This is a genomic window from Streptomyces sp. AC558_RSS880 (assembly GCF_019049255.1).
Lineage (GTDB): Bacteria > Actinomycetota > Actinomycetes > Streptomycetales > Streptomycetaceae > Streptomyces.
On sequence record NZ_JAGMUJ010000036.1, the window covers coordinates 1 to 17,106 of the forward strand.

13 protein-coding genes are annotated in these 17,106 nt (G+C 70.3%); 4 read left to right on the plus strand and 9 right to left on the minus strand.

Features of this window, described 5'->3' with window-relative positions; genetic code table 11:
* Positions 1-263: 263 nt before the first annotated feature.
* The 3 genes from KUM38_RS16255 to thyX form a co-directional block, all read right to left on the minus strand.
* Positions 264-1,949 carry a ribonuclease J gene (locus tag KUM38_RS16255; protein WP_217130088.1) on the minus strand — a complete coding sequence of 562 codons (1,686 nt, stop codon included), beginning with the start codon at positions 1,947-1,949 and terminating at the stop codon, positions 264-266.
* 153 nt (positions 1,950-2,102) lie between these two features.
* Positions 2,103-3,005: a 4-hydroxy-tetrahydrodipicolinate synthase gene (gene dapA / locus KUM38_RS16260; RefSeq protein ID WP_217130089.1), complete on the minus strand. Its 903-nt coding sequence runs from the start codon at positions 3,003-3,005 to the stop codon at positions 2,103-2,105.
* A 209-nt stretch (positions 3,006-3,214) separates the two neighbouring features.
* On the minus strand, positions 3,215-3,955 hold the full coding sequence (thyX, locus tag KUM38_RS16265) for an FAD-dependent thymidylate synthase (protein WP_217130090.1): 741 nt from the start codon (positions 3,953-3,955) through the stop codon (positions 3,215-3,217).
* Between the two features lie 210 nt (positions 3,956-4,165).
* Here thyX and KUM38_RS16270 point away from each other — a divergent pair, with 210 nt between their 5' ends.
* Together KUM38_RS16270 and KUM38_RS16275 are read left to right on the plus strand one after the other, a co-directional pair.
* A complete protein-coding gene (locus tag KUM38_RS16270; protein ID WP_217130133.1) occupies positions 4,166-4,405 on the plus strand; it encodes a hypothetical protein in 240 nt (79 codons plus the stop codon).
* Between the two features lie 114 nt (positions 4,406-4,519).
* Positions 4,520-5,077, plus strand: coding sequence for a hypothetical protein (locus KUM38_RS16275; RefSeq protein WP_217130091.1), 558 nt, complete (start codon positions 4,520-4,522; stop codon positions 5,075-5,077).
* Between the two features lie 33 nt (positions 5,078-5,110).
* Here KUM38_RS16275 and KUM38_RS16280 read toward each other — a convergent pair whose 3' ends face one another.
* The 5 genes from KUM38_RS16280 to rpsO form a co-directional block, all read right to left on the minus strand.
* Entirely contained in the window at positions 5,111-5,554 is a 444-nt protein-coding gene (locus tag KUM38_RS16280) for a hypothetical protein (RefSeq protein WP_217130092.1), read from the minus strand.
* Between the two features lie 15 nt (positions 5,555-5,569).
* On the minus strand, positions 5,570-6,322 hold the full coding sequence (gene dapB, locus KUM38_RS16285; protein WP_217130093.1) for a 4-hydroxy-tetrahydrodipicolinate reductase: 753 nt from the start codon (positions 6,320-6,322) through the stop codon (positions 5,570-5,572).
* 25 nt (positions 6,323-6,347) lie between these two features.
* Positions 6,348-7,727 carry a pitrilysin family protein gene (locus KUM38_RS16290; RefSeq protein WP_217130094.1) on the minus strand — a complete coding sequence of 460 codons (1,380 nt, stop codon included), beginning with the start codon at positions 7,725-7,727 and terminating at the stop codon, positions 6,348-6,350.
* Positions 7,724-9,949, minus strand: coding sequence for a polyribonucleotide nucleotidyltransferase (locus KUM38_RS16295; RefSeq protein ID WP_217130095.1), 2,226 nt, complete (start codon positions 9,947-9,949; stop codon positions 7,724-7,726). The genes KUM38_RS16290 and KUM38_RS16295 overlap by 4 nt, the downstream gene beginning before the upstream one ends.
* A 362-nt stretch (positions 9,950-10,311) precedes the next feature.
* The gene (gene rpsO, locus KUM38_RS16300) at positions 10,312-10,599 is read right to left on the minus strand and encodes a 30S ribosomal protein S15 (RefSeq protein ID WP_004924725.1); all 288 of its coding nucleotides are present in this window, start codon (positions 10,597-10,599) and stop codon (positions 10,312-10,314) included.
* 268 nt (positions 10,600-10,867) lie between these two features.
* Between rpsO and KUM38_RS16305 the strand changes: the two genes are divergently transcribed.
* Positions 10,868-11,149: a DUF397 domain-containing protein gene (locus KUM38_RS16305; protein WP_055570621.1), complete on the plus strand. Its 282-nt coding sequence runs from the start codon at positions 10,868-10,870 to the stop codon at positions 11,147-11,149.
* Positions 11,150-11,234: 85 nt separating this feature from the next.
* Here the strand turns inward: KUM38_RS16305 and eccD are convergent, their stop codons facing one another.
* Entirely contained in the window at positions 11,235-12,749 is a 1,515-nt protein-coding gene (gene eccD / locus KUM38_RS16310; protein WP_217130096.1) for a type VII secretion integral membrane protein EccD, read from the minus strand.
* Positions 12,750-13,054: 305 nt separating this feature from the next.
* On the opposite strand from eccD, the gene eccCa reads away from it, so the two are divergent.
* Positions 13,055-17,038 (plus strand): type VII secretion protein EccCa, encoded by a 3,984-nt coding sequence (gene eccCa / locus KUM38_RS16315; RefSeq protein ID WP_217130097.1) that lies wholly within the window; start codon positions 13,055-13,057, stop codon positions 17,036-17,038.
* Positions 17,039-17,106: the final 68 nt, after the last annotated feature.

Below are 17,106 nucleotides of genomic sequence, written 5' to 3' on the forward strand. Positions count from 1 at the left end.
GTTTCCGACTCTATCAGATCTTTCCGACCCGATTTCCTCGGTGCTTTCCGGGTTCCCGCTTCCGCGTTTCCCTTTCCGGCGGTTCCGACTTTATCAGAGATTCTGAGTCGGATTTCCCCCTCCCTTGTCGGGCGACGGTTCCGACGCACGAGGTGGTCGGGTGCCCGATCGGGAGGAGTTGCAAACGTACTGGAGCGGGGCGCCTCGATGCAAATCGAGGCGCCCCGCTCCTGGTTCGCTCGTGCGCGCGGTCCGGCGGACCGTCAGACCTCCACCACCACGGGCAGGATCATCGGCCGGCGCCGGTAGGTGTCGGAGACCCACTTGCCCAGCGTGCGGCGGATGAGCTGCTGCATCTGGTGGGGTTCGACGACGCCGTCCTGGGCCGAGCGCTCCAGGGTCTCCGTGATCTTCGGGATCACCTCGCCGAAGGCGGAGTCCTCGATGCCGGACCCGCGGGCCTGGACGTGCGGGCCGCCCGTGATCTTGCCGGTGGAGGAGTCCATGACGACGAAGACCGAGATGATGCCCTCGTCGCCGAGGATCTTGCGGTCCTTGAGGGCCGGCTCGCCGACGTCACCGACGGAGAGGCCGTCGACGTAGACGTAGCCCGCCTGGACCTTGCCGGAGATCTTGGCCTTGCCCTCGACGAGGTCGACGGCGACGCCGTCCTCGGCGATGACGATGCGGTCGTGCGGGACACCGGTCAGGGCGCCGAGTTCGGCGTTGGCGCGCAGGTGGCGCCATTCTCCGTGCACCGGCATCAGGTTCTTCGGGCGGCAGATGTTGTAGAAGTACAGCAGCTCGCCGGCCGAGGCGTGGCCCGAGACGTGGACCTTGGCGTTGCCCTTGTGGACGACGTTGGCGCCCCAGCGGGTCAGGCCGTTGATCACGCGGTAGACCGCGTTCTCGTTGCCGGGGATGAGCGACGACGCCAGGATCACCGTGTCGCCGTCGACGATGCGGATCTGGTGGTCGCGGTTGGCCATGCGGGACAGGGCGGCCATCGGTTCGCCCTGGGAGCCCGTGCAGACCAGGACGACTTCGCTGTCCGGCAGGTCGTCCAGGGTCTTGACGTCCACGACCAGGCCCGGCGGGACCTTGAGGTAACCGAGGTCGCGGGCGATGCCCATGTTGCGGACCATGGAGCGGCCGACGAAGGCGACCCGGCGGCCGTACTCGTGCGCCGCGTCCAGGATCTGCTGGATGCGGTGGACGTGGCTGGCGAAGCTCGCCACGATGATCCGCTTGCGGGCGCCGGCGAAGACCTGGCGCAGGACGTTGGAGATGTCGCGCTCGGGCGGGACGAAGCCCGGGACCTCGGCGTTCGTGGAGTCGGCGAGCAGAAGGTCGATGCCTTCCTCGCTGAGTCTGGCGAACGCGTGCAGATCCGTGAGACGGCTGTCCAGCGGGAGCTGGTCCATCTTGAAGTCGCCGGTGTGGACCGCCATGCCGGCGGGCGTGCGGATGGCCACGGCGAGCGCGTCGGGGATGGAGTGGTTGACGGCGATGAACTCGCAGTCGAAGGGGCCGATGCGCTCGCGCTGTCCCTCCGCCACCTGGAGGGTGTACGGGCGGATGCGGTGTTCCTGGAGCTTCGCCTCGATGAGGGCGAGGGTGAGCTTGGAGCCGATCAGCGGGATGTCCGGCTTCTCGCGCAGGAGGAAGGGGACGCCGCCGATGTGGTCCTCATGGCCATGGGTGAGGACGATGCCCTCGATGTCGTCGAGGCGGTCCCGGATGGACGAGAAGTCCGGCAGGATCAGATCGATTCCGGGCTGTTCCTCCTCGGGGAAGAGCACTCCGCAGTCGACGATCAGCAGGCGGCCCCCGTACTCGAAGACCGTCATGTTCCGGCCGATCTCGCCGAGACCGCCGAGCGGGGTGACGCGCAGGCCGCCCGCGGGGAGCTGCGGGGGCGGGCCGAGTTCAGGATGCGGATGACTCAAAAGACTCTCCTCAAACACGCACGCCACGTACCGGTGGGGCACGTGGCGCGCGTGACGTTCGTGCAGAAGCAGTTGTCGTGTGGGGTGCGGGCACCGGTGGCCCGCTTATTCAGTTGTGAAGTACATCTGCGCGACCGGGCGCGCGAAGTCTGATTACTGGAGTTGTACCCCGCCGGCGGCAAGATCGATCTTGAGCTGCTCGATCTCTTCCGGCGTGCACTCGGCCATGGGGGCGCGCAGGGGTCCGGCGGGGAGGCCCTTGAGGGCGAGCGCCGCCTTGGTGGTCATCACGCCCTGGGTGCGGAACATGCCCGTGTAGACGGGGAGCAGCTTCTGGTGGATCTCGGTGGCCTTCTGGACGTCTCCGGAGGTGTACGCCTCGACCAGGGCGCGCAGCTCGGGGGTGACGAGGTGGCCGACGACCGAGACGAAGCCGACCGCTCCGATGGAGAGCAGGGGCAGGTTCAGCATGTCGTCGCCGGAGTACCAGGCCAGGCCGGAGCGGGCGATGGCCCAGCCTGCGCGGCCGAGGTCGCCCTTGGCGTCCTTGTTGGCGACGATGCGCGGGTGCTCGGCGAGACGGACGATCGTCTCCGTGCCGATCGGGACGCCGCTGCGGCCGGGGATGTCGTAGAGCATGACCGGCAGCTCGGTGGCGTCGGCGACGGCCGTGAAGTGCCGGTAGAGGCCCTCCTGCGGGGGCTTGTTGTAGTACGGGGTGACCACCAGGAGGCCGTGCGCGCCGGCGCGCTCCGCGGCGCGGGCCAGTTCGATGCTGTGGTGGGTGTCGTTGGTGCCGACTCCGGCCACGACCTGGGCGCGGTCGCCGACCGCCGCCACGACGGCCCGTACGAGATCCGATTTCTCCGCGTCGCTGGTGGTGGGGGACTCGCCGGTGGTGCCGTTGACGATCAGGCCGTCGTTGCCTGCGTCCACCAGGTGGGTGGCGAGCCGCTGTGCGCCGTCGAGGTCGAGTGCGCCGTCCGCCGTGAAGGGCGTGACCATGGCGGTGAGGACCCGCCCGAAGGGGGTCTGCGGAGTGGAGGTCGGAGCCATGGGTTACACGCTACTCGTTGCTCAGGTCGGGGTCTTCTCTCGGGGGAGTCGACAGGGTGGGACAAAGGGGGACCCGGTACTGCCTGCTCGGGGGTTCAGGCAGTACCGGGCCCGTTTGATCAGGCTAGATGAACTTCACGAAATGCCGCAATACGGACACCTCGCGAGACTGAACCGTACCTGTGTACCCGCAGGCTTGAGCTGCGGTTCTACGGGGCCACGCGCCCGTTGGCGTTGAAGGCGGCGTACGTGAGCGGCATGAGACGGGCCCACTCGGCCTCCATCTTCTCGCCGACCATCTCGATCTCCCGCTGCGGGAAGGACGGGACCTTCGCCAGCTCGTGCTGGGTGCGCAGGCCGAGGAAGTGCATCAGCGAGCGGGCGTTGCAGGTGGCGTACATCGACGAGTACAGGCCGACGGGGAGCACCGCACGGGCGACCTCGCGGGCGACGCCGGCGGCGAGCATCTCCTGGTACGCCTCGTACGCCTGCCGGTAGGAGTCCTCCATGGCGCGGCCGACGAGCTCCTGCTGGGCCGGGGTGCCCTCGACGAAGCGGTACTTGCCGGGGCGGCCTTCCTGGACCAGCTTGCGGGACTCGTCCGGGACGTAGAAGACCGGCTGGAGCTCCCGGTAGCGGCCCGACTCCTCGTTGTACGACCAGCCCACGCGGTGTCGCATGAACTCCCGGAAGACGAAGATCGGGGCGCTGATGAAGAAGGTCATCGAGTTGTGCTCGAAGGGGCTGCCGTGCCGGTCCCGCATCAGGTAGTTGATCAGGCCCTTGGAGCGCTCGGGGTCCTTGTCCAGCTCGGCCAGGGACTGCTCGCCGATGGTCGAGACGCGGGCGGCGAACAGCACGTCGGCGTCGGACGCGGTCTGCTTGACCAGCTCGACGGTCACATCGCTGCGGAAGCCGGGCTTGAGGTCGTCGGAGGGGGTGTCGGTCACGGCGCGGGGGGTCCTTCCATCACGTCTCTCGGGCGGCGCCCACTCTACGGCGCGGCACCGACAACCGGGCCTTCGGCGCCGGGGGCGACATACAGCGGTGAACGGCGGCGAACTTCTGCGAATTCGGTGAAAGTGGGCACCTCTCGGGGCCGCCGTTCGTCTGTGTTGGTGACAGTGATTCGTTCGACACACGAAGGAGACGTGCACCAGATGTTCGGTCGGCGCGAACCCGTACCGTTCGCCTTTGTCGCCGAGGCCGACAGGTTCCGCAGCAATGTCACCCCGCCGCCCCGTGAGCGGGCCTCCGTCGGTCAGATGGCCGGGCGCTGGCTGCTGGGGCTCACCCTCGTGGCCGGGCTGGTGGGCTCCCTGGTCATCGGGATGCCGGCGCTGTCCGCCGACTCCTCGGGGTCGGGGACACAGCAGTCACAGGCGACCGAGGGGCGCTGAGTCACCCCCGGCCGTGGCACCGGCTCCATCCGGACCCCCGAGGGTGGTGACCGGCGGCACGGATCGATAGCCTCACCGGGCACTGCTGACGCATGGATCGAGTGAGGACCCGTCGTGCCCCTGCCCTTCCTGACGGCCGACCGCGCTTTCGACACGGCGGACGATGTCGCCCTGCCGTACGACGACCGGGACCGCTGGCGGCGCCCGTACCGTCCCGGGCCGTGGCGGGTGGGGGCGGCGGCGCTCCTGCTGCTGCTCGCGTCGTTCGTGCTGTTCGCCGCGGTGATCATCGCGGCGACGGCGAAGCCGGCGTCCGCCGGGACGGTCTTCGCCATCGCACTGGTCGTCGTGGTCTGCGCGCTGCGGCTGCTGCGCATGGGCGTGTGGGTGAGCTCCCGGGGGCTGCGCCATGTGGCCTTCGTGAGCACGCGTACGACGTCCTGGGAGCAGGTCGTCTCCGCGCGCACGGTGCAGCAGCCGGTGCGCTGGCTGGGGCTGCCCCGGACGGTGCAGGGGCAGGCGCTGGTCCTCACCCGGCGGGGGCGTTCGGCGGAGTCGTCGGCGCCGCTGCTGACCTCGCACAACGCAGACTTCCTGGGGCGGGACCAGCTGGCTTTCGACCGGGCGGCCGACACCGTGGAGGCGTGGGCCGCCGAGTACCGGCGCGACTGAGCGGCCCCAGGACCCCGGCACCGCTCCGCGCGCTCAGTGAGAGGTCTTGTGCAGGGCGATCGCCCGCTGCATCGCCTTGCGCGCGCGGGGGGTGTCGCGGGCGTCGTGGTAGGCGACGGCGAGCCGGAACCAGCTGCGCCAGTCGTCGGGGGCGTCCTCCGTCTCGGCCTTGCGGCGGGCGAAGACCTCGTCGGCCGAATCGCGGTCGACCCGGCCGCTGGGCAGCCGCTTCAGCTCGTCGACGGGCAGGCCGCCCTCGGCGTCGAGCAGGGCGGCGAGCCGGTTGGCGTCGCGGACGAACTCGGTGTTCTTCCACAGGAACCAGACACCGATGACCGGCAGGATCAGCACCGCCACGCCGAAGGTGACGGTGAGGGGCGTACCGGCCTCGATGAGCAGCACGCCGCGGCTGCCGACCAGGACGAAGTAGACGACCAGGACGGCGGCCGTGACGGCGTAGGAGATCTTCGCGCGCATGGGGTCGGCTCGGGCTCAGTTCAGGTCGAGGAAGTGTTCCAGGCCGAAGGTCAGGCCGGGAGTGGTCACCACGCGGCGGGCGCCGAGCAGGATGCCCGGCATGAAGCTGCTGTGGTGCAGGGAGTCGTGGCGGACGGTGAGGGTCTCGCCCTCGCCGCCGAGCAGGACCTCCTGGTGGGCGAGGAGTCCGCGCAGCCGGATCGCGTGCACCGGGACCCCGTCGACGTCGGCGCCGCGGGCGCCGTCGAGGGCGGTGGTCGTGGCGTCCGGGGCGGGTGCGCTGCCGGCCTGACGGCGGGCCTCGGCGATGAGCTGGGCGGTGCGCGTGGCGGTGCCGCTGGGGGCGTCCACCTTGTTCGGGTGGTGCAGCTCGACGACCTCGACGGATTCGAAGTAGGGGGCGGCGATCTGCGCGAACTTCATGGTGAGGACGGCGCCGATGGAGAAGTTCGGCGCGATGAGCACGCCCGTCTCCGGGGACTGGTCGAGCCAGCCCCTCAGCTGCGCGAGGCGGTCGTCGGTCCAGCCGGTGGTGCCGACCACGGCGTGGATGCCGTGGCGCACGCAGAAGTCGAGGTTGCCCATGACCGAGGCGGGGGTGGTCAGCTCCACGGCGACCTGGGCGCCGTTCTCGGCGAGGGTCTCCAGCCTGTCGTCCCGGCCGAGGGCGGCCACCAGCTCCATGTCGTCGGCGGCCTCGACGGCCCGTACCGCCTCGGAACCGATCCGGCCCTTGGCACCGAGGACCGCCACGCGCAGCTTGCTCATGTCTGTTGCTTCCTTACGGGGTGGGTCAGGCGACGGCGTCGTGCAGGCGGGACGCCTGTTTGTCCTTGAGCGGGCCGATGACCGACAGGGAGGGCCGCCGTCCCAGGACGTCACGGGCGACCGAGCGGACGTCGTCCGGGGTCACCGAGGCTATCCGGGTCAGCATGTCGTCGACCGACATCTGCTCGCCCCAGCACAGTTCGCTCTTGCCGATACGGTTCATCAGCGCGCCGGTGTCCTCGAGGCCGAGGACGGTGGAGCCCCTCAGCTGGCCGATGGCGCGCTCGATCTCGTCGTCGGGGAGTCCGTGCTCGGCGACGTGGTCGAGTTCGTCGCGGCAGATCTTCAGCACGTCGTGCACCTGGGAGGGCCTGCAGCCCGCGTACACGCCGAACAGGCCGCAGTCGGCGAAGCCGGACGTGTACGAGTACACGCTGTAGGCCAGTCCGCGCTTCTCCCGGACCTCCTGGAAGAGGCGGGACGACATGCCGCCGCCGAGGGCGGTGTTCAGCACGCCCAGGGCCCAGCGCCGCTCGTCGGTGCGGGACAGGCCCGGCATGCCGAGGACGAGGTGGGCCTGCTCCGTCTTGCGGCCGGTGAGCTCGACCCGGCCGGCGGTGCGCAGCGCGCGACTGCCGCCGCGCGGGGCGATCGGCTCGGCGTCGGGGTTCTTGAGGGCGCCGGCCTTCTCGAAGGCGGCGCGGACCTGGCGTACGACCTTGTTGTGGTCGATGTTGCCGGCGCAGGCGACCACGAGGTGGGTCGGGTCGTAGTGCTTCTTGTAGAAGCGGCGGATGCGGTCGGCGGTGAGGGCGTTGACCGTGTCGACCGTGCCGAGGACCGGGCGGCCGAGGGGGTTGTCGCCGAACATGGTGTGCGCGAACAGGTCGTGCACGCAGTCGCCCGGGTCGTCCTCGGTCATGGCGATCTCTTCGAGGATGGCGCCGCGTTCGACGTCGACGTCCTCCTCCTGGATCAGCGAGCCGGTCAGCATGTCGCACACCACGTCGATGGCGAGCGGCAGGTCGGTGTCGAGCACGCGCGCGTAGTAGCACGTGTACTCCTTGGCCGTGAACGCGTTCATCTCGCCGCCGACGGCGTCGATGGCGGAGGAGATGTCCAGGGCGGAGCGGCGGGAGGTGCCCTTGAAGAGCAGGTGCTCCAGGTAGTGGGTGGCACCGTTGAGGGCCGGGGTCTCGTCGCGGGAGCCGACGTGGGCCCAGATGCCGAAGGTCGCGGAGCGGACCGAGGGCAGCGTCTCGGTGACGACGCGCAGGCCGCCGGGGAGGGTGGTCCTGCGGACCGTACCGATGCCGTTCTCGCCCTTGATCAGGGTTTGGGTACGGGCGACGGCCCGCGCCTCCGAGAAGGTGCGGGCCGTCGCCTTGGCGCTACGGGACGTCACTTGTCGGCGTCGTCCTTCTTGTCGTTGTCGGACTCGTCCTCTTCGCCCTCGATCACGGGGATCAGGGAGAGCTTGCCGCGGGAGTCGATCTCGGCGATCTCGACCTGGACCTTGGCGCCCACGCCGAGGACGTCCTCGACGTTCTCCACGCGCTTGCCGCCGGCCAGCTTGCGGATCTGCGAGATGTGCAGCAGACCGTCCTTGCCGGGGAGCAGGGAGACGAAGGCGCCGAACGTCGTCGTCTTCACGACCGTGCCCAGGTAGCGCTCGCCGACCTCGGGCATCGTCGGGTTGGCGATGCTGTTGATCGTGGTGCGGGCGGCCTCGGCGGCCGGGCCGTCGGCGGCACCGATGTAGATCGTGCCGTCGTCCTCGATCGTGATCTCGGCGCCGGTGTCCTCCTGGATCTGGTTGATCATCTTGCCCTTGGGGCCGATGACCTCGCCGATCTTGTCGACCGGGATCTTCACGGTGATGATCCGCGGCGCGTTCGGGGACATCTCGTCCGGCGTGTCGATCGCTTCCATCATCACGTCGAGGATGTGGAGGCGGGCGTCACGGGCCTGCTTGAGGGCGGCGGCCAGGACGGAGGCCGGGATGCCGTCCAGCTTGGTGTCGAGCTGGAGGGCGGTCACGAACTCCTTGGTGCCGGCGACCTTGAAGTCCATGTCGCCGAAGGCGTCCTCCGCACCGAGGATGTCGGTGAGGGTGACGTAGTGCGTCTCGCCCTCGATCTCCTGGGAGATCAGGCCCATGGCGATACCGGCGACGGGGGCCTTGAGCGGCACACCGGCGTTCAGCAGCGACATGGTGGAGGCGCAGACCGAGCCCATCGACGTCGAGCCGTTGGAGCTCAGCGCCTCGGAGACCTGACGGATCGCGTAGGGGAACTCCTCGCGCGTCGGCAGGACCGGCACGAGGGCGCGCTCGGCGAGGGCGCCGTGGCCGATCTCGCGGCGCTTCGGGGAGCCGACGCGGCCGGTCTCGCCGGTGGAGTACGGCGGGAAGTTGTAGTTGTGCATGTAGCGCTTGCGGGTCACCGGGGAGAGGGTGTCCAGCTGCTGCTCCATGCGCAGCATGTTGAGGGTGGTGACGCCCAGGATCTGGGTCTCGCCACGCTCGAACACCGCGGAGCCGTGCACGCGCGGGATGGCCTCGACCTCGGCGGCCAGGGTGCGGATGTCGGTGACACCGCGGCCGTCGATGCGCTTCTTCTCCTTGATGACGCGCTCACGGACCAGGGACTTGGTCAGCGAGCGGTACGCGGCGGAGATCTCCTTCTCGCGGCCCTCGAACTCCGGCAGGAGCTTCTCGGCGGCGAGCGCCTTGACGCGGTCCAGCTCGGCCTCGCGCTCCTGCTTGCCGGCGATGGTCAGCGCGGAGGCGAGCTCCGGCTTCACGGCGGCGGTGAGGGCCTCGAGGACGTCGTCCTGGTAGTCCAGGAAGATCGGGAACTCGCCGGTGGGCTTGGCGGCCTTCGCGGCGAGGTCGGCCTGGGCCCGGCAGAGGACCTTGATGAAGGGCTTCGCGGCCTCCAGACCGGCGGCGACGACCTCCTCGGTCGGCGCCTCGGCGCCGCCCTCGACCAGCTTGATGGTCTTCTCGGTGGCCTCGGCCTCGACCATCATGATCGCGACGTCGCCGTCCTCCAGGGTGCGGCCCGCGACGACCATGTCGAAGACGGCGTCCTCGAGCTCGGAGTGCGTCGGGAACGCCACCCACTGGCCGTTGATCAGCGCGACGCGGACGCCGCCGATCGGGCCGGAGAAGGGCAGGCCGGCCAGCTGGGTGGACGCGGAGGCGGCGTTGATCGCCACGACGTCGTACAGGTGGTCGGGGTTGAGCGCCATGATGGTGGCGACGACCTGGATCTCGTTGCGCAGGCCCTTCTTGAAGGACGGGCGCAGCGGGCGGTCGATGAGGCGGCAGGTGAGGATGGCGTCCTCGGAGGGCCGGCCCTCACGGCGGAAGAAGGAGCCGGGGATCTTGCCGGCCGCGTACATCCGCTCCTCGACGTCCACCGTGAGCGGGAAGAAGTCGAGCTGGTCCTTGGGGTTCTTGGAGGCGGTGGTGGCCGACAGCACCATGGTGTCGTCGTCCAGGTAGGCCACGGCGGAGCCGGCGGCCTGCTTGGCCAGGCGGCCCGTCTCGAAGCGGATGGTGCGGGTGCCGAAGGAGCCGTTGTCGATGACGGCCTCGGCGTAGTGGGTCTCGTTCTCCACTAGCGTTTTCTCCGTTACTTTGTCGTCTTTCGTCCCGCCTCGCCCGTGTGGCGGGGGGACGGGGACGGAGAAGCGCTCCACTGGTGCGGGCCGGTCTTCGATCGAAGCTCCCGGGGGTCACTCTCCCGGGGGCCACTACCGAGGACCGGCGGCGGCGAGGTGCGCTTCTCCTCGTGCGTCGTGACGTCCGATGACGTCGGTCGGCGGTGCCCTGGGGACCGCATACCCATGCGGTGCGGGGCATCACACCGAGTCGTGGCTATTGCGTTGTGCTACCACACTACAAAGGCGCGGTGACACTCCGCACGTACAGCAAAGGGAGCGGTCCCCTTTCTCCAGGGAACCGCTCCCTTCACGGCGTCTTACTTGGCGCCCGCCGCACCGCGGCGGATGCCGAGGCGGTCGACCAGCGCACGGAAGCGCTGGATGTCCTTCTTGGCGAGGTACTGCAGCAGCCGGCGGCGCTGGCCGACCAGGATCAGCAGACCACGACGGGAGTGGTGGTCGTGCTTGTGGGTCTTGAGGTGCTCCGTCAGGTCGGAGATCCGACGGGACAGCAGAGCGACCTGGACCTCGGGGGAGCCGGTGTCACCCTCCTTGGTACCGAACTCGGAGATGATCTGCTTCTTCACTGCGGCGTCGAGCGACACGCGTACTCCTCATAGTCTGTGAGTGGCCACCGAGTGCCCCCGGTCTTCGTCTCGGGGGGTCTTCCATGACTCGGAAGGCGGGGATCCGCTGGGCGCGGCCTCCAGGGCGAACTCGCTCCGGGGGTGCGTACACAAACGGCCGTCGCTCAGGATACCAGGCGGTGGCGGGTGCCTCTCCCCCGGTCCGCCGAACCGGCCGGGCCGGACGTCGTGGGCCACTAGGGTGAGCCTCCGGACCGTTCGTACGTCGGGAAGGGGTCGCTGCGGCATGGCGGAGACGGCTGAGGAGATCAAGGCACGCAAGGAGCGGGAGAAGGACGAGCTCTACGCCCTCGACATCTCCGGTGTCGAGTGGCACGGCGCGCCGGGCACCGAGGAGCACGAGGAGCGGGTCGAGATCGCGTACCTGCCCGGCGGTGCCGTGGCCATGCGGTCCTCGCTCGACCCGGACACCGTGCTGCGGTACACGGAGGCGGAGTGGCGGGCCTTCGTGCTGGGCGCGCGGGACGGGGAGTTCGACCTGGAGCCGGCGGGCCCCGAGGCGGAGTGACCGCTCCGCGACGCCCGGCGGAAGGCACCCGCTCGGGTGCCTTCCGCCGGGCGTCGCGCGTCAGCGTCCTGCCGGGCGTCGCACGTCAGCCGGTCATCGACCGCACCGACGCGTACACGTCGAAGACGGCGAGCGCCAGCGGCACCAGCGTCAGCAGCACGAAGCCCTCGGCGATCTCCATGAACCGGCCCCAGAAGGGCGTGACTCCGCGACGGGGGACGATCAGACCGATGGCGGTGACCAGGGCGATGGTCACGGCCACGGCCGCCGTCAGCCACACGCTGCGGACGTCGAGGGCGGTGGTGTCGCCCTGGAGCGCGTCCCGCCAGTCGTGCGCCGGAGGATTCATCGCCAGCCCCAGGCCGAGGAAGACCAGGCAGAGGAGTCCGGCCGCCAGCGTGGGGGCGACCTGAGCGGTGTACCGGAACAGCTGGGCCCGCATCAGCATCGCGACGCCGGTGGCCAGGGCGAGGAGTTGCGCCCAGACGCCGCCGGAGAAGCCGAGGACGATCGACGCCCCCACGGAGACGAACGCGCATCCGCCGACGAGTCCGACGAGGAGTTCGTGGCCGCGACGGGCCTGGGCGAGGATGCGCTCGGTGTCGACGGGTTCCGGAGCGTCCTGCTCCTCCGTCAGGTAGGAACCGCGCGACGCACTGGGCGGTTCGAAGCCGATGGGCAGCCGGGCGAAACGCACGGACAGGCCCGGCAGGAAGGCGAGGGTGCACACCGCCAGGGGCGCGCACACGGCGGCCGTCTCCGTGGGCTCCAGCCGCGTCAGCATCGCGAGGAACGTCGTGAGCAGGCCGATCGCGGAAGCGAGGACGAAGGCCACGAACGGGCTGTCGCCGCCCGGCGACACCAGGGCGAGCACGATGGAGGCGACCAGCACCGCCGCGCACGCCAGGAGGAACTGGAGCCGCCCGATGCCCTGGCCCTCCGCGAGCGGCAGCAGTCCCGAGCCGGCCACGGCGACGTTGGGCAGGGCACCCAGGCCGAGGGCGACCGCGGAGCCGCGATCGTCGTACACGCGCGCGCGAACGCACGCGAAGGTGATCAGCAGGACTCCGGTGATCGCGGCGAGGATGCCCTGCAGGCCGTGCATGTCGTGGCGGACCTGGGAGCTCCAGGCCACGAACGCCAGCAGCGCCGGAAGGACACCGCCCGCCACGAGGCCGGCGACGCGGGTGAGATCGCCGTCCCACAGGGTGCGGTCGCGGGTGACGGCGGATGCCACCGCCTCCGACACGTCGTCGAAGACGGCGGGGGGCAGCGACTCGGAGAACGGGCGCAGCGTGAGCAGTTCGCCGTCCAGGATGCGCTGGGCCGCGAAGGACCGGGCGCTGTCGAGAACGGTCCCGTCGCGGCGTACGAGGTGGTAGCCGACCGGTGCCCCCTCGGCGGGACTCTGCTGGGAGAACCGAAGGATCTCCGGGTACAGGTCGGCGACCGGCACGTCGTCCGGCAGCGCCACGTCGACACGGCTGTCGGGGGCCACGATGGTGACCCGGCAGAAGCCGAGCCCCGTGCCTGCCCTGGACGGGGCTCCGGTGCCCGGTCCGCCGGCCGTGCCGGCCGGCGCGGAGGCCGTCGTACTCACCTGTTGTTCCCCCTCGTCGGTACTGTGGACCCGCGCGTACCGTCGCGCACGGTCCCTGGGCGGTGCTTTCGTCCGATCCGCCCGCCGACCACCCTGTCCGAGCCCGGGCCGACGGACCGCACGTGTGCCGCATGTCGCGCGGTGCACCGATTTCGGCGGCCGATTCGCAACTGCTCACACGTCTCACGGCACCCTACCGCTCACCACCGTCGGCGGCTGTCAGTAGGATCGCGCAGCGCGATCAATGTTCGCCGAACACGGGACGGCGGGCGGAACGGATCCGTTCGGCAAGGGAATTGGTGCGAGTGAGTCACATCGTCGTCAAACGTCCACCACGTGCGCTGCCGAAGGACGTGCCCACGAACGAAGTCGTGCTGCAACCGCCTCCGGAGCTGCCGCGCGGCCAGCAGGAGGGCGCCCTGATGCAACTCCTGCCCATGCTCGGCATGGGCGGGTCCGTGGTGTTCTTCTTCAATCCGCAGGCCCAGCCGTTCATGAAGATCATGGGCATGGTGATGGTGGCCTCCACCATCGCCATGGGCGTCGCGATGCTGGTTCGCTACCGACGCGGCAACCAGGGGCAGCTGGCGGACATGCGCCGGGACTACCTCCGCTACCTGTCGCAGGTCCGGCACACCACCCAGGAGACCGCGAAGGCCCAGCGTGACGCCCAGTACTACCTGCACCCTTCACCGGAGCAATTGTGGGCCCTGGTCGCCGAGGGCAGCCGGGTGTGGGAACGGCGCTCGGGTGACGCGGACTTCGGGCAGGTACGGGTGGGCCTGGGCCCGCAGGCCCTGGCCACTCCCCTGGTTCCGCCGGAAACCGCTCCGGTGGATCAGCTGGAGCCGCTGACCGCCGGGGCCATGCAGCGCTTCGTGGCCACCCACGGCACCCTCGACGCCCTCCCGATGGCGATATCCCTGCGCGCCTTCTACCACGTGACACTCAGCGGCGACCCGAAGAGCGTGCGCGGCACGGCCCGTGCCGTCACCGCCTCCCTGGCTTCGCTGCACTCCCCCGAGGACCTGGTCCTCGCCGTCGCCACCGGACAGGAGTCGGCACCCGAATGGGAGTGGGCCAAGTGGCTGCCCCACGCGCAGTGTCCGACGGCCGCGGACGGCGCCGGCAGCATGCGCCTCGTCACGACCGACCCGGTGGAGCTGGAGGAACTGCTCTCGCCCCGTCTCCAGGGCCGTCCGCGCTTCCACCCGGGCGGGCCGCCGGTGCCCGAGCAGCCGCACCTGGTCGTCGTGCTCGACGGCGTCTCGCTGCCGCCGACGTCGCTGCTGGCGAGTCCGGAGGGCCTGCAGGGCGTGACCGTGCTGGAGGTCGTGCCCGGCAACCTCACCACCGGACGCGGTGACCTCTCCGTCGTCGTCCGCCCGAAGGAGCTGCGCCTCGAGTCGGCGCACGGCATGGTCTACGAGGGCACGTCCGAAGGGCTCTCGTACGAGGCGGCGGAGGCCCTGGCCCGCCAGCTCGCCCCCCTGCGCATGGCGTCGGGCGGGGACAACGACGAACCGCTCCTGTCCAACCTGGAGTTCACCGATCTGCTGAACCTGGGTGACGCCGCGGCGGTGGACCCGCGACGGACCTGGCGGCCTCGCTCGCAGTCCGAGCGGCTTCGGGTGCCGATCGGCGTCGGCGAGGACGGCCGGCCCGTGATGCTCGACCTCAAGGAGGCGGCGCAGGAGGGCATGGGCCCCCACGGCCTGTGCGTCGGCGCGACCGGTTCCGGCAAGTCGGAGCTGCTGCGCACCCTGGTGCTCGGCCTCGCCGTGACCCACTCCTCCGAGACCCTCAACTTCGTACTGGCGGACTTCAAGGGCGGCGCCACCTTCGCGGGCATGGCCCAACTGCCGCACGTGGCGGCCGTGATCACCAACCTGGCCGACGACCTCACCCTGGTCGACCGGATGGGCGACTCCATCCGCGGTGAGCTCAACCGGCGCCAGGAGATGCTCCGCGACGCGGGCAACTACGCCAACATCCACGCCTACGAGAAGGCCCGCGCCGCCGGTGCCCCGCTGCAGCCGATCCCGTCCCTCGTGCTCGTGATCGACGAGTTCAGCGAGCTGCTCACCGCGAAGCCGGACTTCATCGAGATGTTCGTGCAGATCGGCCGCATCGGCCGGTCGCTGGGCGTGCACCTGCTGCTCGCCTCGCAGCGCCTTGAGGAGGGCCGGCTGCGCGGGCTCGAGACCTATCTGTCGTACCGGATCGGTCTGCGCACGTTCTCCGCGGCCGAGTCGCGGGCGGCCCTCGGCGTCCCGGACGCCTATGAGCTGCCGAACGTCCCCGGTTCGGGTTTCCTGAAGTTCGGTACGGACGAGATGGTGCGCTTCAAGGCCGCGTACGTCTCCGGTGTGTACCGCTCGGGCGCCGACCGGGCGGCGTCGTACGACGGCCCCCTGCCCGTCGACCGCCGGCCCGTGCTGTTCACGGCCGCGCAGGTTCCGGTGCGGTACGTGGCGGTTCCGCGACAGCGCGACGCCTCCGACGGCGTGACGGACGGCGAGACGGACGACGCGCTGGCCGACACCGTTCTCGACGTCGTCGTGCGGCGCCTGGAGGCGCAGGGCCCGGCGGCTCACCAGGTGTGGCTGCCCCCGCTGGACAGCCCGCCGTCACTCGACGCGTTGCTGCCCGGCCTCGCCGAGGTGCCCGGCCGCGGCCTGACCCAGCCCGGCTACGAGGGCGCGGGCCGGCTCGTCATCCCGGTCGGCCTCGTCGACAAGCCGTACGAACAGCGTCGCGACCCCTTGTGGGTGGACTTCGGCGGCGCGGCCGGCCACATGCAGATCCTGGGCGGTCCGCAGTCCGGGAAGTCGACGCTGCTGCGCTCGATCATCGCGTCCTTCGCGCTCACCCACACCCCCCACGAAGTGCAGTTCTACGGGCTGGACTTCGGTGGCGGCGGCCTGTCCGCCGTGGCGGGGCTCCCGCACGTGGGCGGGGTGGCGTCACGCCTGGACCCCGAGAAGGTGCGGCGTACGGCGGCCGAGGTGTACGGCGTCATGACGCGCCGCGAGGAGTACTTCCGTACGGCGGGCATCTCCTCGATCGCCGAGTTCCGTACCCGCCGTGCACGGGGCGACATCTCCGTGACCGACCAGCCCTGGGGCGACGTCTTCCTGGTCATCGACGGCTGGGGGAACTTCCGTACGGACTACGACGCGCTGGAGCCGATCGTGCTGGACATCGCGACGCGCGGCCTCGGCTACGGCATCCACCTGATCCTCACCGCTTCCCGTTCCATGGAGGTCCGCGGCAACCTCAAGGACCAGTTGATGAACCGCCTGGAGCTGCGGCTCGGCGATCCCATGGACTCCGAGTTCGACCGCAAGGTCGCGGCCAACGTGCCGACGGGGGTGCCCGGTCGCGGTCAGACCCCGCAGAAACAGCACTTCATGGCCGCGGTCCCGCGGATGGACGGCCTGTCCTCCGACACGGACCTCGCGGAGGCGACCCAGGCGCTCGGGACCGAGGTGGCCCGGCACTGGCAGCAGCCCGGTGCTCCCGTGGTGCGCCTGCTGCCGAGGGAGTTCCCGGCCCACCAGCTCCCCCCGGGCGACCGGTTCCCCCGTCAGGGGATCTCCTTCGCGCTCGACGAGGACAACCTGGAACCGGTGTTCGTCGACTTCGAGCAGGACCCCTTCTTCCTGATCTTCGGGGAGAGCGAGTCCGGCAAGTCGAACCTGCTGAAGCTGCTCATCCGGCGCCTGACCGAGCGCTACGACGGCGACAACTGCAAGTTGTTCGTCATCGACAACCGGCGTTCCCTGCTGGGCGTGACCCCGCCCTCGCACCTGGCCGAGTACGTCCCCATGTCGAACCAGATGCAGCACCACATGGACGCGCTCGCCGAACTGATGCAGCGGCGCACACCGACCGCGGACGTCACGCCGCAGCAGCTGCGCGACCGCAGTTGGTGGCGGGGGCCGACGGTCTACATCGTCATCGACGACTTCGACCTGGTGGCCACGTCGAGCGGCAACCCCCTGGCCGGCCTGACCGAGATGCTCCCCCTCGCCCGGGACGTCGGCGTGCGCTTCATCATCGCCCGTTCCACCGCGGGCGCGAGCCGCTCCGGATACGAGCCCTTCATGCAGCGGCTGAAGGAACTCGGCGCACAGGGCGTGGTCCTCAGCGGCGATCCGGCCGAGGGCGATCTGCTGGGCGGCGTGCGTCCGCGTCCGATGCCTCCGGGGCGGGGCGTGTTCGTCTCCCGGCGGCGGGGGCGGCCGTTGGTGCAGACGGGGCTTGTGGCGGAGGAGGCTTTCTGACCGGTATCGGCTGTTTCCGGTCCGGTGGGGCCAGAGAATGGATGAGGACTTCACCGCGGCTTCTCCCG

What these genes read in the sequence shown, in the direction of transcription:
- KUM38_RS16280 (WP_217130092.1), bottom strand. Translation starts at nt 5,554, where the DNA reads ATGCGCGCGAAGATCTCCTACGCCGTCACGGCCGCCGTCCTGGTCGTC.
- KUM38_RS16305 (WP_055570621.1), top strand. Translation starts at nt 10,868, where the DNA reads ATGGCGGAGACGGCTGAGGAGATCAAGGCACGCAAGGAGCGGGAGAAG.
- KUM38_RS16270 (WP_217130133.1), top strand. Translation starts at nt 4,166, where the DNA reads ATGTTCGGTCGGCGCGAACCCGTACCGTTCGCCTTTGTCGCCGAGGCC.
- dapB (WP_217130093.1), bottom strand. Translation starts at nt 6,322, where the DNA reads ATGAGCAAGCTGCGCGTGGCGGTCCTCGGTGCCAAGGGCCGGATCGGT.
- dapA (WP_217130089.1), bottom strand. Translation starts at nt 3,005, where the DNA reads ATGGCTCCGACCTCCACTCCGCAGACCCCCTTCGGGCGGGTCCTCACC.